The organism is Autumnicola lenta (assembly GCF_031846515.1).
Taxonomy (GTDB): domain Bacteria; phylum Bacteroidota; class Bacteroidia; order Flavobacteriales; family Flavobacteriaceae; genus Autumnicola; species Autumnicola lenta.
In genome coordinates this window covers 80,368-95,535 of the sequence record NZ_JAVRHO010000005.1, presented here as the reverse complement: position 1 = coordinate 95,535, position 15,168 = coordinate 80,368, and the positions used below count along the sequence as shown (strand labels likewise).

Here is a 15,168-nt window from a genome sequence, read left to right as displayed (position 1 = left end):
GGGCATTTTATGAGTTATCAACCGAAAACGTTTTAGTTTCTTGCTAAATTAGGTTATATTGTTCAAATAAAATAGCTTTGACGTAATGTCAAAGAAAATAACAAAAATAGGAGTGTTGACTTCCGGTGGAGATGCGCCTGGAATGAACGCCGCAATTAGGGCTGTAGTACGCGCCTGTTCCTACTACCACTTGGAATGTGTAGGTGTTTACAGAGGTTATCAGGGGCTTATAGAAGGTGATTTTGAAAAACTGGACGCCAGATCGGTCAGAAATGTGATCAACAGAGGTGGGACTTTTCTTAAATCTACGCGTTCTCTGGAATTTAAAACTAAAGAAGGACGTAAAAAAGCACATGATCAATTATCAGAAGCCGGTGTGGATGCACTGGTTGTAATTGGCGGGGATGGAACTTTTACAGGAGGTGTTTTTTTTAGTGATGAGTTTAATTTTCCCATTGTTGGAATTCCGGCAACCATTGATAATGATATTCATGGTACAGATTATACACTGGGTTATGATACAGCATTGAACACTGTTGTAGAGGCTATAGATAAAATTCGGGACACCGCAAGTTCTCATAACAGGCTTTTCCTTGTTGAAGTAATGGGGCGTGACGCCGGGGATATTGCTTTAAATAGCGGAATTGGTGCGGGAGCCGAAGAAATCCTTATCCCTGAAGAAGACGCCGGAGTAGCAAGAATGCTGGAGTCTTTGAAGAAAAGTAAAATGTCTGGCAAAACATCAAGTATTATTGTGGTAGCCGAAGGGGAGAAAAGTGGCAAGAATATATTTCAGCTGGCTGAATTTATTCATGAACAGGATGAGAGTTACGACATAAGAGTTTCGGTTCTTGGTCATATCCAGCGTGGAGGTTCTCCAAGTTGTTTTGATCGTGTTCTGGCCAGTAAACTAGGTGTTGGGGCAGTAGAAGCCATTATAGATGGTAAAACTAAGGTAATGATAGGTCTTCATCATCAAAATGTAGTGACTGTTCCATTAGAAACTGCAATTAAAGGAGAACCAAAAGTAGATAAAGAGTTAAGAAGGGTGGCAGACATCACTTCAGTTTAAATTTAAAAATAGAGAAATGAGTACAAAAATTGGAATTAACGGTTTTGGCCGTATTGGAAGAATAGCTTTCAGAATCGCAGCTGAAAACGACAATGTTGAAGTAGTAGCAATTAATGATTTACTGGAAGTAGATCATTTGGCATATTTGTTAGCTCATGATTCGGTACATGGGAAATTTAAAGGTGATGTATCTGTTGAAGGTGGTAATCTGGTAGTAAATGGAAAAACTATTAGAGTAACAGCAGAGCGCAATCCTGAAGATTTAAAATGGGACGAAGCTGGAGCTGAAGTAATTCTTGAATGTACAGGTATCTTTACTTTAAAAGATAAAGCTGAAGCTCACCTTAAAGCAGGCGCTAAAAAAGTGGTTATCTCTGCACCTTCTAAAGATGCTCCAATGTTTGTAATGGGCGTTAACCACAAGGACGCTAAAGCAGAAGATAAAGTAGTTTCCGGTGCTTCATGTACTACAAACTGTCTTGCTCCTCTTGCTAAAGTTATAGAAGACGAATTCGGAATTGTTGAAGGTCTTATGACGACTGTACATGCAACTACTTCTACACAATTTACTGTGGATTCTCCTTCAAAAAAGAATTTTAGATTAGGAAGAAGTGCTATGGCGAATATTATTCCTAGTTCCACCGGTGCAGCGGTTGCTGTAACTAAAGTTATTCCAGCATTAAAAGGAAAGCTTACCGGGATGGCATTTAGGGTTCCTACCACAGATGTTTCTGTAGTTGATCTTACTGTAAGAACTGAGAAGTCTGTTTCATACGACGATATTAAAGCTGCTTTCAAAAAAGCTGCTGAAGGTGACTTTAAAGGAGTTATTTCTTATACTGAAGAAATGGTAGTTTCTCAGGATTACGTTTCAGATCCTCACACATGTAACTTTGATGCTGAAGCAGGTATTGCACTAAACGATAACTTCTTTAAGTTGATCGCATGGTATGACAACGAGTACGGTTATTCCGCAAAACTTGTTGATCTGGCTGCACACGTTGCTTCTCTATAATTTTCAGACAACCTGAAAACACAGCAGTTTTGACTACCTAAAGCTGTGTTTTCAGGTTTTTTATATCTCATAATCAAATAACTACTCATGATTTTAATTACAGATGGAGGATCCACCAAGTGCGATTGGATTCTTTTGGATCATCAGGGAGAACAGGTTTTTAAAACCAGGACCAAAGGTCTGAATCCCGCAGTATTTCCTGAACTTGTTCTGGAACAACGCATAGAGGAAAATCCGGAACTAAGGGAAGTAAGGGACAAGATAGAGAAAGTCCACTTTTTTGGAGCGGGATGTGGTACAGAAACACCTAAAAAACTTCTTGAGGATATTATTGGTAACTTTTTCACAAATGCTGAGGAGGTGATTGTGCGGGAAGACACTGTTGCAGCTGTTTATGCGACAGGTACAGAACCTGGAATTGTTTGTATTCTTGGAACAGGTTCAAATAGTAGTTATTATGATGGGGAGGAAATTCACCAAACCATAGCTTCACTGGGATTCATTCTTATGGACGAAGCCAGCGGAAATTATTTCGGGAAAAGGCTAATCCGGGATTATTATTATAAAAGAATGCCGCCGGAATTGGTAGTGAAATTTGAAGAAAAGTTCAATCTGGATTCAGACGATATAAAGAAAAATCTTTACAGAAGAGAAAATCCAAATACTTATCTCGCGTCTTTTGCTGAATTCATTTTCACCAATGAGAGAAATGGCTACTTCTATAAACTTGTATATGAAGGTATTCACGATTTTGTTCAGAGTAGGGTGTTGTGCTACAAGCAGGCGCAGAGTGTGCCCATTCACTTTATTGGAAGTATAGCCTATTTTAGTGAAGATATAATACGTGCTGTTTTACAGCCTTACGGACTGGAAATTGGTAATATCGTGCGCCGGCCAATTGACGGGTTAATTGCACATTATCAAAAGAATTTTTTTAATAAATAATTTCTTTTTCCATAAAGCATTAAGATAATGTTCCTGTGCTTTTTTGCATTGGAAACTTTAGAAAAGTAAGGCCGATTCACTCAAGGATTCGGCCTTTTTCTTTTTTTTCGTGGAGAACAAGAGAGATAGATTCCAGAAAAAATAATGCTCTGCTCTTTAAAGAATATTTCAGAGAATATTTTCAAGGATCAAACCCCGGACGAATATTCTTTAAAAAAAATCAGTACATTTAAAAAATTAATTGTTTTAGATGCTTGTTAAGGTTTACGGTAGTGCTGTATTTGGAGTAGAGGCAACCACAATTACCGTAGAGGTTAACGTGGCAACCGGAATAGGTTATCATCTTGTTGGATTGCCGGACAATGCTGTTAAAGAAAGTAGTTTTAGAATAGCGGCCGCCCTTCAGAATAACGGCTATAAGTTTCCCGGAAAAAAAATTATCGTAAACATGGCTCCGGCCGATCTTCGGAAAGAAGGTTCTGCTTACGATCTCACTTTTGCACTCGGTATTTTAGCAGCTTCAGATCAAATCAAAGCTGAAAATATTTCAGATTATTTAATAATGGGAGAGCTTTCACTTGATGGAAGTTTAAAGCCTATAAGAGGAGCACTTCCAATTGCTATTAAGGCTAAAGAGGAAGGTTTTAAAGGCTTTATCCTGCCTATGCAGAATGCTAAAGAAGCCGCAATTGTTAAAGGACTTGATGTGTATGGCGTAGATAATATCCTTCAGGTAATTAACTTCTTTAATGAAGGTGAAGCATTGGAAAAGACAATTATCGATACAAGGGAGGAGTTTTATAAAAATCTTGATCACCTGGAGCACGATTTTGCTGATGTAAAAGGGCAGGAATCGATAAAACGTTGTATGGAAATTGCTGCAGCCGGCGGTCACAACATTATTCTTATAGGTCCACCGGGAGCGGGAAAAACGATGCTTGCCAAGCGCTTACCAAGTATTTTACCTCCCATGACTTTGCACGAGGCATTGGAAACTACCAAAATTCATAGTGTCGTTGGACGAATAAAAGATCACGTGGGATTAATGTCTCAACGGCCGTTTAGGAGTCCGCACCATACCATTTCAGATGTCGCATTAGTCGGAGGAGGAGCTTATCCGCAACCGGGAGAGATTTCCCTTTCCCACAACGGTGTCTTATTCCTGGATGAACTTCCGGAATTTAAAAGAGGTGTGCTTGAAGTAATGCGGCAACCATTGGAGGACCGTGAAGTAACGATCTCCAGGGCAAAATTTACGGTTACCTACCCTTCAAGTTTTATGCTGGTGGCAAGCATGAACCCCAGCCCCAGCGGATTTTTTAATGATCCTGGTGGGCCGGCTTCGTCTTCTCCTGGTGAAATGCAGCGTTATCTAAGTAAAATTAGTGGTCCTCTTCTGGATCGTATAGATATTCATATAGAAGTTACCCCTGTGCCTTTCGATAAGCTTAGCGAAGAGAGAAAAGGGGAAAGCAGTATGGAAATTAGAGAGCGGGTAACCAAAGCTAGGCAACTGCAGACTAAAAGATTTGAAAGTTTTGAAAACACACACTATAATGCTCAAATGAGTGTAAAACACATAAGGCAATTTTGTGAGCTTAATGATTCTTCAAAAACGCTGCTAAAAACTGCCATGGAACGCCTTAATCTTTCTGCAAGAGCGTATGATAGAATTCTGAAAGTATCCCGTACTATTGCAGACATAGAAGCTTCAGAAAACATTAAAGATCATCACATAAGTGAAGCTATTCAGTACAGGAGCCTGGACAGGGAAGGATGGCTGGGCTGATAAAAAGATGATTTACAGATATCGGATAACTTTATACAAAAAACTTCTTTTTGAAAATACTATGGGGGTAATGAAAAAAATTATAGGCTTGATAATTATTATTTTATTTATTGGTTGTAAAGGTGATAAAACCAAGGAGATGGAGGAAGTTTCTGCTTCAGAAAGTGACAGTTTATCTGATGAGAATTTCATTTCCGAATCTATTTTAGGTGAAGAAGCAGTGGAATTTAATTTTGAAAAAGCGAATAGACTTGCAGATTTACCACTGGGTTGCATAGAAACAGAATATCCCAATAAATTGGGTCAGACTTTAGAAAATAAGGAAGCCTTGGGAACGCCACAGGAACTTCACCCGGCTTTTTATGGATGTTTTGACTGGCACTCTTCTGTTCATGCACATTGGTCCCTGGTGAGTCTTCTTAAGCAATTTCCGGATTTGGAAAAGGAAGAAGAAATCCGGGAAAAATTACAAAAATCTCTTTCTGCGGAAAATATCATGGGTGAAGTAGAGTACTTTCAAAGAACTCAGAGTGATTCTTACGAGCGCACCTATGGTTGGGCATGGTTGCTAAAGCTTGCAGAAGAACTCAAAACCTGGGAGGATCCCCTGGCTAAAGAACTTGATGCTAATTTACAGCCCCTTACAGATTTAATAGTTCAGCGCTATGTTGATTTTCTGCCCAAATTAAATTATCCGGTTAGGGTAGGGGAGCATTCCAATACTGCCTTTGGAATGAGTTTCGCATATGACTTTGCGAATAGTACCGCGAACCAGGACCTGATGGACGCAATTTCTAAGCGTGCCAGAGATTTCTACTTAAATGATGATGACTGCCCCATTAGCTGGGAGCCGGGAGGATATGATTTTCTTTCTCCATGCCTGCAGGAGGTGGATATTATGTTGCGTATCCTGCCAAGAAATGCGTTTAATCTCTGGATAGAAGATTTTATGCCAGACCTGAAAAACGAAGATTTCACAATGGAAGTTGGGGAAGTATCAGATCGTTCAGACGGTAAGCTGGTACATTTGGATGGCCTGAACTTTAGCAGGGCATGGGTTTTTTACCATTTAGCAAATACGTATCCTGAAGATTATGGTTATTTAAGAACTTTGGCAAATGAGCATGTTTCTTATTCCTTTCCAAATTTGGTAGGGGATAGTTATGAGGGTGGTCATTGGCTGGGAAGTTTTGCTATATATGCTTTACAAGCCGCCTCTAAAGAATAGTTTAGAAAGATATTTTCTAGAATATCCTCATTCAGGGTCTTTCCCGGTTACCTGCACCGGCGCAGGACTCTCGTATGAACATCTGCTGTGACAGGCTATATGGTTGCTGCTCTCCCTTACCCAGATATTCAGCTACAGAAGGAGACCCTGGAGGGGGTTGAAGTAATCACCAGCAATTATTGAGGACGATAATTGCCAAAAAATGCGGGTACCTTATTTAATCGAATACTTTGTCTGTTCTGGGTTTGTTACTATTGTGACCTTCTGAAGTAAAACCGACATAAATAGTTCGGGTTTTATGAGATGCTGCTGTAATTCTTCTTCGGGTAATCGCTATTTTCTTATTTTGAGGGGTGAAGAAGTTTCCGTTTTAGAAATTATATTATGTTAATGTTTTTCGACGGATTTCTATTCGCGGCGTAATAAGAACCAGATAATTAATGAAGAAAATACATATTAACTGCGATTTAGGAGAAGGGGGTGAGTATGACGATAAGCTTATGCCTTTAATATCTGCCTGCAATATTGCCTGCGGAGGTCACGCGGGAAATCAGGAGACTATCAGTAGAACGATAGATCTCGCTATTGCGAATAATGTGGAAATTGGTGCTCACCCTTCTTATCCCGATAAAGAAAACTTCGGAAGAAAATCAATGCTGATTTCAGAAGAAGAACTGGAGGAGTCAATTATAAATCAGGTGCAATTAGTGCAGAGAATTGCCGCTGAAAAGGGAGCTGAAATGATCCATATAAAACCACATGGAGCACTTTATAATGATGCTGCAAAAAATGAAAAAGTCGCTAAAATTGTTCTGAATTCTCTAAGTAAAATTGGTGGGAATTGCGCTCTTTATGCACCATATAATTCGGTAATTTCAAAGCTGGCAAAAGGAGAAATTAACGTAGTTTTTGAAGCCTTTGCAGATCGAAATTATAATGAAGATTTTAGCCTTGTTTCAAGGTCAGATCCACAAGCTGTTTTGCACCAAAAAGAAGATGTTTTTCAGCATGTTTTTTATATGTTTTCTGAAGAAAAAGTTGCCACTTTAAGTGGTGTAAAAAAGAACTTCAAAGCCTATACATTTTGTCTGCATAGTGACACTAAAAATGCGGTGGAAATCCTTCAGTATTTAGATCGAAAACTGGTAAAAATGAATATTAAAATTCAGAAGAAATGACTAAGGATTTTCCAATAATCAGACCCATGGGGGAGCGGGCAATTCTAATAGAATTTCAACCGGAAATTGATGAAGAAATCCTTCAGAAGTTACTTGCTGTCAAATTTTTAGTTGAAGATTTTTATATTAAAGAAAAGGTTGAGGTAACGAATGCATATAACTCGTTATTAGTTTTTTATGTTTCAGGTATAGAAGATGTCTATGGTGAGTTATCTAAGTTGGAAAGTCTTATGAATGGTGCTAAGATAGGAAATAAAATTTATGGTAAGACTTATTACCTTCCTGTCTGCTATAGTAAGGAATTCGGCCTTGATCTGGAGTTGATTTCAGAAAAAAATCAGCTGAGTATTGAGGAGATAGTCAGCCTTCATACAGCACCTTTTTACACTGTTTATTTTATGGGGTTTTTGCCCGGATTTTTGTACCTCGGAGGACTGGATGAAAAGCTTCATATTTCCAGGAAAAAGGAACCCAGGATGAAGATCGAAAAAGGTGCCGTGGGAATAGGGGAAAAGCAGACAGGAATTTATCCTCAACCCAGCCCGGGAGGATGGCAAATTATAGGTAATTGTCCGGTGGATTTTTTTGATAAAAACAGCCTTCCTCCCTCTAAAATTTCTTCCGGAGATATGTTAAAATTTTATGCTGTTTCAAAAGAAGAATACACGGGAATTTCCGAAGAAGTAAAAGCTGGAAATTACGAATTAAAAGTAAAAGATAACCATGGCGAAAATTGACATTTTACAGCCCGGACTTTTTTCTACTATTCAGGATATGGGCAGGTTCGGATTTCTTAATTTCGGAGTTCCACAAAGTGGTGCTATGGATTTTTATGCTGCTAAAATTGCAAATCTCATTTTGAGAAATAAAGCTAATGATGCTGTTCTTGAAATTACACAGATGGGTCCTAAATTGCAATTTTCGGCTGCTACGGAAATCGCCATTGCCGGAGCAGATCTTTCACCAAAAATTAATAATGATCAGGTTCAAAATAATTCTGTTTTGAAAATAAGTGCCGGGGATACTCTTTCTTTTGGAAGGAGGAAAAACGGTTGTCGTACTTATTTAGCTATTAAGGATGGTTTTGACACGGAATATCTCATGAATAGTAGAAGCTGGTATACAGGATTAACTGAAAAATATAAACTTGAAAAAGGTATGGCTCTGCCTTATAACTCTTTTGAGAAGAGTGAGCCGGTGACCCATTCTTCTGTAAAGTTCTTTTCAGGATACTTAGATTCCCGAAATATCGAAGCTTATCCCGGGCCTGAATATTTTAAACTTTGTGAAGCACAGAGAGCGCTGTTAATGGAAACCGAATATGGCATTGGAAGAGATAATAACCGCATGGCGATTCAAATGGTGGAGCCGCTGGTTAATGATTTAGATCCAATTTTAACCGGACCTGTTTTACCCGGTACTGTGCAACTAACGCCTTCCGGAAGATTAATTGTTCTTATGAGAGATTGTCAGACCACGGGAGGGTATCCCAGAATCCTTCAATTGAGTGAGAAGGGCATTAGTTGTCTTGCGCAAAAAGTAGCAGGAGAAAAAGTGAGATTTACAGTTAAAAGTCAGGTTAATAAAAAAAGTGCTGCATTAGCGTTAAAAAAATAATAGTGACCCTACTCAGCATTATTTCACGCTTCAACAGCACTTTTTTGTCCCCAAAACACTTTAGCTTTACTAAAATGATATTGTAAAATTACCCGAAACTTATATTCTCTACAAGGGGAAAAATCCCCTTTTTATAAAGATCCATTTTAATGATTTCATGACGCATCTGAAATGCACAATGAGAAAGATTTTAAGGCAATAATTGGCATTTTTAGCCTACTATCTTCGTTTTCAGCCCATCAACAGACAACCGAAAAATCAGGTTTTAAAACTTTTTATTACTATTTTAGCTAATAGTTTTAGTTTAGCATTGTTTTTGATATTTTATTGAAAAATTAACTAATGAAAATTCGTTTCCTGTTATTCTTTATATTTTCTATGAGTATCTATACTTCAGATGCTCAGGAGTACTGGGATCCTGAAGATTTTGAAATCGGAAACCGCGAAATTAAGTCCCCACTGCTTGAAGTAGGATTTGTCTGGGTTCAGGAAAAGCAATTTAATTTGCCAAGCGGAGAATATTTAAATAAAGATCCTTTTGCAAAAAAATCTGTGGATTTAAGAGCTGTACTTGCCCAACAGAAGAATGAAAAACCAAGGACGGTAGAAATTGACCTTAGATTACCTCAAAAAGAGAAAAAAGCGATCGAAATCAGCAGCGGGGAAAATGAGTTCTCCAGGAATCAGAATTTCTCACCAAATCCTTTTTATCCTTACGGGAATAATTTTGGCCGACAGGATTATCTTAGGAATGGCAGTCGTTTTAATCGCCACTACTCCAATTTCCAAAGAATTTATTTTTGATCTTTATCTTCTAACAAATAAATTCCGTCGTCTTTTATTTCTATACGTCGCTGCTTATACAAAGTTCCGGCGGCTCGTTTAAAGCTTTTCTTGCTCATTTCCAGAATCCGCATTATTTCCTTTGGGTCAGACTTATCGGTAACCGGTAAATAGCCGATATTACGTTCCAGTTCATCCAGGATAAGCTGCGCATTAGGCTCTATACTTCGGTAACCGGGGCGTTGCAGGGTGACATCAATTTTCCCGTCCGGCCGGGTCTTCTTAATAAAGCCTCTTAATCTATCCCCTACATTTATAGGCTGAAAAATATCATCTTTATAAATTAATCCCAGGTGGATCTCATTAACAATTACGTTGTAACCCAAATCTGTTTTATTACTGATAATAAGGTCGACCTCTTCAAAAGGTTCAACGGTCAATTCAGAATTATCTAAAAATGCATGCACTTTGCTGGACGCCACTAAACGGTCAGTTTCAAGATCGAGGTAGCAAAAAACCAAATATCGGCTTCCGATAGTCATAGGATAAACCTGCTCCTTAAAAGGAACAAAAAGGTGTTTTTCCAGTCCCCAATCCAAAAATGCACCAAAATCAGTAACCTCAACACACTTCAGCATGGCAAACTCATCGAGTTTTATGAGCGGATTTAAAGTAGTTGCCACAGGCCGCTCTTCATGATCCAGGTAAACAAATACATTTATTTCATCCTCGAGTTCAAATTGCTCCGGAATGTATTTATTCGGAAGCAAAACATCGTTTCCATCATCATCCCGAAGGAATAATCCCGGTTCTGTTTCCCTGTCTATCGTAAGGACGTGATATTCGCCAATTCTAAGCATACTACTAATTTATTTTGCAAAGGTAGGATATATTTTTGCACTGGCGATAAGCTGAAAGTGATTGAAAGAAGTCAAAGAGTTAAAAAGTGAAAAAGGTAAAGTAAATGGTGCTTCTGCGAAAATCCGCGGAATCTGCGGGAGTTATTTTGAGAGAGATATTTTATATTGGAAAGTTTATCTTGAAGCAAGCGATAAGCTGCAAGCCGATAATTGCCATTTTTGCAATGAAGTTACAAAGAGAACGAGTGAAAAAGCTAAAATAGATGGTACATTCTGCGAAAATCAGCGACATCTGCGGGAGCCATTTTGATAAGTATATTTTATATTGGTGTATCCGTGGTAAAAAAAATTCGAACCGAAAATTGACATTTTTAAACCTCTCTTTGTCTAGCAGCATTGAACTTCACTCTGAACTATTCACTTTCCACTTTTCACTACTTTACCCTCTCATAAAACTAAAATACTCCAGCAACACTTCGTCATTTACTTTACGCGGAGTAAATATTTCAAGTAGTTTCGGCTGTTCCGAAGCTTCAAAGAAATGCTTTATTGCTTCTTTGGTTTCTTCAGAAGAAGATGCTGCTTCATATTCAAATCCGTACATCTCGCACAGTGATTTCGCTTTTAGATTATGCGTGGTTTCGAAGTAAGTTTCAAAATTTTCAGTATTCTTATTGCCCGGTAAAATCCGGAAGATTCCGCCGCCACTATTGTTCAGGACGATAATTCTAAAATTTGAAGGAATATAATTGTTCCAAAGCGCATTGCTGTCGTAGAAAAAACTCAAATCCCCAGCGATCATCAGCGTTGGTTCCTTATTCAAACTTGCCGCACCCACGGCGGTAGAAATGCTGCCGTCTATACCGCTGGTGCCACGGTTGCAGAAAATCCGCAGGCTCTCTTTCCACTTAAATAACTGCGCATACCGGATGGTGGAACTATTGCCCAAATGCAGGATATAATTTTCGGGAACGGCAGGAACAATAAACTGCATCGCCTTTAAATCTGAATACGGAATTTCATCCATATATTGCTCATGCCGCGCCTGCCGCTTTTTCTTAGTATTCTTCCAATATTCAGCGTAATCACTGTCAATTTTCTGGGTAAGCGGAAGAAAATGAGCAAAAAATGAATTTACCGAAACTTCAAAGTGCTTGTTTAAACAGAAGAACGTATTATATGCCTTTTTTGGATCTACATGCCAGTGCTGCTTTGGATTGTGGTTCCGAAGAAAAGCTTTAATTTTCTTGGAAACAATCATTCCGCCGAAGGTGAGCAGGATATCCGGCTGCAGCATTTTAAACAATTCTTCGCGGTTATCATCCTTTTCGATCGGCCCGATAATAGTATCTATCCTGGTAAAGAATTCGGGATGGTTAAGGTTGGAAGTAGTTTCAGTAAAAACAATAACCGATTCATCCTTAGCCAATTGCTCCAGAAACTGCTGCTCTACCGCATTTGGTTGCGCAACTCCAACAATTACCATTTTTCGCTTAGCCTTACTCCACAATGCTGCGTAAGACTCCAGCTGACTTTCTGTATAATTTCTTTCTTTAATTTCGGGTAAAATCTGTAATGGATCCACTTCCACGTTTTCAACAAGATCGTATAAAGGCTCATAAAACGGAACATTTATATGCACCGGCCCCGCTCCTTCTATAGCTTTGTTCAGGGCGAGATTTATTTCGCGCTCATTGTGTTTCTGAGATTCAAACTGTTTCTGCTGAAGTTTTTTATCGGAAACTTGCGATTCCAGCACAACTTCAGAATATAAATTAGCGGAACAAAGAATATGGTTTTCAAAGACGTTTTTCTGCCTGATGGTTTGTCCATCGCCAATATCTATCCGCTCCACAGGCCGGTCTGCTGAAATTACCACCAGCGGAATATCACTATAAAAAGCTTCGGCAACCGCCGGATAATAATTCAGCAAAGCTGAACCCGAAGTACAAACCAAAGCCACAGGTTTTTGAAGTTGCTGCGCCATCCCAATAGCAAAAAAGGCCGCGCAACGCTCGTCTACAATGCTGTAAGCTTTTATCTCCGGATGATGGGTAAAGCCTATGGTGAGCGGTGCATTTCTAGAACCCGGGGAAATTACTACGTGATTTATATTTTTCGCAACACAAAGTGCAACTATGGATCGTGCTACGGGTATTTTTGAATGTTTCACAGATTATCTTTAAAACTATAATTGCAGGCTGACCAGACCTCACAGGTTTTAAAAACTGTGAGGTCTCTGAAGACTGTAAATTTTATCATCAAAATTACAAATTCTAAGAAGGGAACTATATGTTTTTAAATCTTATTTCACCAATACCGCCTTCATCGTATGGGATTTATTTACCGTTTCTTCCCATTCCAGCGACGGATTGGAACCTTCAGTAATTCCACCTCCTACGAATAGATTTGCAATTCCAGCATCTAATTTTATACACCTCAGGTTTACATATAAAGATGTTTGCCTGGAAATGCTCGCATATGCCTGATTCTCCTGATTTCTTCGGTTTGAATTTCGTTTTTTCTCGGTTTTTAGGTTTAGTTCTCCTAAATATCCGGTGTAAAACTCACGGTCGTAATCTTCATTTTTCAGAATAAATTTCTTAGCTGAAGCTTTCGGAATGCCACAAACTGCCGGAGTTGGATGCAATGCCGAAATTAGCTTTTTCAGGTCTGCTGTGTCAGGATTTAAAGTTCCTTCAACATCGGTGCGTAGATGCAACAAATTTCCCGCTTTAGAAGTATATGGTTTTGACGGAGTAATTTCCCCGGAATCAGAAGTGAATTTGTGCAGGTTTTCCAGAATTGCGTCGGTCACGATTTGCTGCTCATCTTTCTCTTTTTCACCCCATTCCACATGGGTAGTCTGATGAAAAGACTGGGTGCCGGCAAGAGCCATGGTCTTAAATTTATTCCGTTCTACCTGCAATAAAGTTTCCGGAGTAGCACCAAGCCACGCCCCGGTTTCCGGATGAAACCACAGATAAACAAATGCGGAGTTGTATTTCTTCAGCATGTTTTTAAAAATCCCAATCACCTCTAACTGGTGCTGAACACTTTCGGTCCTGGAAAGCACTACTTTTTTCAGCCTTCCCGCCTTTATCTCATCAATACCTTTTTGTACCAGATTTTCATGTTCAACCCGCGCCTGCTTCCTGAGTTGGTTTGGCGGAAAAGGGGCGTCCAGTTTTTTGACATTTTTATGATCTTCTTCAAAGAAATATTCAGTTTCAATTTCTTCTGAAAATTCAGAGGGTACGATAAAAGCATCATTTTCATCATTAAAGGGAGAAAAAACAAAACCACTTTCAGAATAATCTTCCACTTTGTGTGTTGTGAAATCCCTTTGCAATAAAGCCCTGGTAGACTGATGAAAATTGGCATTTTTCGGCTTGCGGTATGCCACAAAAGGAAGTCCTTTTTCTATATGTTTCTCTAATTTTATAAAAAATTCTTCGGAATCGATCATCTACTTATTTTTAGGTAATGCTATGGTCGTCAGTTTTACCAGGGAAATCAGGTTGTCATCTTCATCTGTAATCTTGATTTCCCAAAGCTGAGTGGTACGGCCTTTATGGATATAAGTGGCTTTTGCAAAAACGTAACCTTCAGAAATACTTTTTATATGATTCGCCGAAATCTCTATACCGCGGACAAAAAATTCTTCAGTATTCAGAAAAACGTAACTCGCCAGGCTGCCCACGCTTTCTGCAAGCGCAACACTCGCCCCGCCATGAAGAACTCCATCTGGCTGGTGAACCTTAGAAGTCACGGGCATTTTTGCCACCAGGTAATCCTCACCAACTTCAGTAAACTCAATATCAAGGGTTTCCATCAAAGTATTTTTACATACCTTTTTGGACAACTCGAGAATTTCCTCTTTGGTCATAGCAATAAGATTGGTTTCTTTGTAAAAATACAAAACCGCACCCTAAAAATGAGCACCGAAAAGCAGCTTTCTTACCAGATCACCAATACGTACAGCGTGTTGAATGAGTTTACTCCTAAAACCAAAACGATTTGGGTTGTTTGCCACGGAATTGGCTATCTGAGTCGTTATTTCCTGCGATATTTTACTGAATTGAACCCGGAAGAAAATTATATTATCGCCCCACAGGCACAATCTAAATATTACCTGAATAATGAGTATAAACACGTTGGCGCCTCGTGGCTTACCCGGGAAAATACTGAAGCCGAAATAGAAAATGTACTTAATTATCTTGATGAAGTATATAAAACTGAAAATTTAGGAGAGGCTCCAAATTTGTCAATTTTCGGCTATTCCCAGGGGGTTTCGGTCGCTGCACGTTGGGTTGCCCGAAGAAAAATCAAGTGTGACCGCTTAATTATGCACTCCGGAAAAGTTCCTTCAGAATTAAAACCGGAAGATTTCGATTTTCTAAATAATTCGCAGTTTTCCTTTATCTATGGAACTGAAGATGAGTACCTGAAAAAGGCAATTATCGATATTGAAGAAGAACATCTGCGGAATCTGTTTCCAAAAAACCTGGAAATTCTAACATTTGATGGCGGACATGAAGTGAACCGGACTATAATTTCGAAATTTGCTTAATTTCATGTGCCGTGTGCTAAAAATCATTTCGAGATGCCAATGCATTGAAGCAATCGCTGAATAAGATTACTTCGCTACGCTCGTATGACTTATTCAGATAATTCGAAA

General features: G+C 39.0%; 15 protein-coding genes. 11 read left to right on the top strand and 4 right to left on the bottom strand.

The window, feature by feature from the left end:
- The first annotated feature begins 85 nt into the window (after window positions 1-85).
- From pfkA to RM545_RS04650, 9 genes are all read left to right on the top strand, one after another.
- Entirely contained in the window at window positions 86-1,072 is a 987-nt protein-coding gene (pfkA, locus tag RM545_RS04690; RefSeq protein WP_311494165.1) for a 6-phosphofructokinase, read from the top strand.
- A gap of 16 nt (window positions 1,073-1,088) precedes the next feature.
- The gene (gene gap, locus RM545_RS04685; RefSeq protein ID WP_311494164.1) at window positions 1,089-2,087 is read left to right on the top strand and encodes a type I glyceraldehyde-3-phosphate dehydrogenase; all 999 of its coding nucleotides are present in this window, start codon (window positions 1,089-1,091) and stop codon (window positions 2,085-2,087) included.
- Window positions 2,088-2,174: 87 nt separating this feature from the next.
- On the top strand, window positions 2,175-3,032 hold the full coding sequence (locus RM545_RS04680) for a BadF/BadG/BcrA/BcrD ATPase family protein (protein ID WP_311494163.1): 858 nt from the start codon (window positions 2,175-2,177) through the stop codon (window positions 3,030-3,032).
- A gap of 250 nt (window positions 3,033-3,282) precedes the next feature.
- Window positions 3,283-4,821, top strand: a complete 1,539-nt coding sequence (locus tag RM545_RS04675; RefSeq protein WP_311494162.1) for a YifB family Mg chelatase-like AAA ATPase — start codon at window positions 3,283-3,285, stop codon at window positions 4,819-4,821.
- A 70-nt stretch (window positions 4,822-4,891) separates the two neighbouring features.
- Window positions 4,892-6,049 (top strand): DUF2891 domain-containing protein, encoded by a 1,158-nt coding sequence (locus RM545_RS04670; protein WP_311494161.1) that lies wholly within the window; start codon window positions 4,892-4,894, stop codon window positions 6,047-6,049.
- Window positions 6,050-6,489: 440 nt separating this feature from the next.
- Entirely contained in the window at window positions 6,490-7,227 is a 738-nt protein-coding gene (pxpA, locus tag RM545_RS04665; protein WP_311494160.1) for a 5-oxoprolinase subunit PxpA, read from the top strand.
- Window positions 7,224-7,964: a 5-oxoprolinase subunit PxpB gene (pxpB, locus tag RM545_RS04660; RefSeq protein WP_311494159.1), complete on the top strand. Its 741-nt coding sequence runs from the start codon at window positions 7,224-7,226 to the stop codon at window positions 7,962-7,964. The genes pxpA and pxpB overlap by 4 nt, the downstream gene beginning before the upstream one ends.
- A complete protein-coding gene (locus RM545_RS04655) occupies window positions 7,951-8,844 on the top strand; it encodes a 5-oxoprolinase subunit C family protein (RefSeq protein WP_311494158.1) in 894 nt (297 codons plus the stop codon). The genes pxpB and RM545_RS04655 overlap by 14 nt, the downstream gene beginning before the upstream one ends.
- A 342-nt stretch (window positions 8,845-9,186) precedes the next feature.
- Window positions 9,187-9,648, top strand: a complete 462-nt coding sequence (locus tag RM545_RS04650) for a hypothetical protein (RefSeq protein ID WP_311494157.1) — start codon at window positions 9,187-9,189, stop codon at window positions 9,646-9,648.
- Here RM545_RS04650 and RM545_RS04645 read toward each other — a convergent pair.
- Window positions 9,639-10,487, bottom strand: a complete 849-nt coding sequence (locus RM545_RS04645) for a CvfB family protein (protein ID WP_311494156.1) — start codon at window positions 10,485-10,487, stop codon at window positions 9,639-9,641. The two genes, RM545_RS04650 and RM545_RS04645, sit on opposite strands and share 10 nt — an antisense overlap.
- Before the next feature lie 61 nt (window positions 10,488-10,548).
- On the opposite strand from RM545_RS04645, the gene RM545_RS04640 reads away from it, so the two are divergent.
- Complete coding sequence (locus RM545_RS04640) at window positions 10,549-10,797, top strand: hypothetical protein (protein ID WP_311494155.1); 249 nt, start codon at window positions 10,549-10,551, stop codon at window positions 10,795-10,797.
- Between the two features lie 129 nt (window positions 10,798-10,926).
- Here RM545_RS04640 and menD read toward each other — a convergent pair whose 3' ends face one another.
- The 3 genes from menD to RM545_RS04625 form a co-directional block, all read right to left on the bottom strand.
- On the bottom strand, window positions 10,927-12,660 hold the full coding sequence (gene menD / locus RM545_RS04635; protein WP_311494154.1) for a 2-succinyl-5-enolpyruvyl-6-hydroxy-3-cyclohexene-1-carboxylic-acid synthase: 1,734 nt from the start codon (window positions 12,658-12,660) through the stop codon (window positions 10,927-10,929).
- 132 nt (window positions 12,661-12,792) lie between these two features.
- Window positions 12,793-13,956, bottom strand: coding sequence for a chorismate-binding protein (locus RM545_RS04630; protein WP_311494153.1), 1,164 nt, complete (start codon window positions 13,954-13,956; stop codon window positions 12,793-12,795).
- Window positions 13,957-14,376, bottom strand: coding sequence for a PaaI family thioesterase (locus tag RM545_RS04625; protein ID WP_311494152.1), 420 nt, complete (start codon window positions 14,374-14,376; stop codon window positions 13,957-13,959).
- Between the two features lie 48 nt (window positions 14,377-14,424).
- On the opposite strand from RM545_RS04625, the gene RM545_RS04620 reads away from it, so the two are divergent.
- Window positions 14,425-15,060 (top strand): alpha/beta hydrolase, encoded by a 636-nt coding sequence (locus tag RM545_RS04620; protein ID WP_311494151.1) that lies wholly within the window; start codon window positions 14,425-14,427, stop codon window positions 15,058-15,060.
- Window positions 15,061-15,168 lie beyond the last annotated feature (108 nt).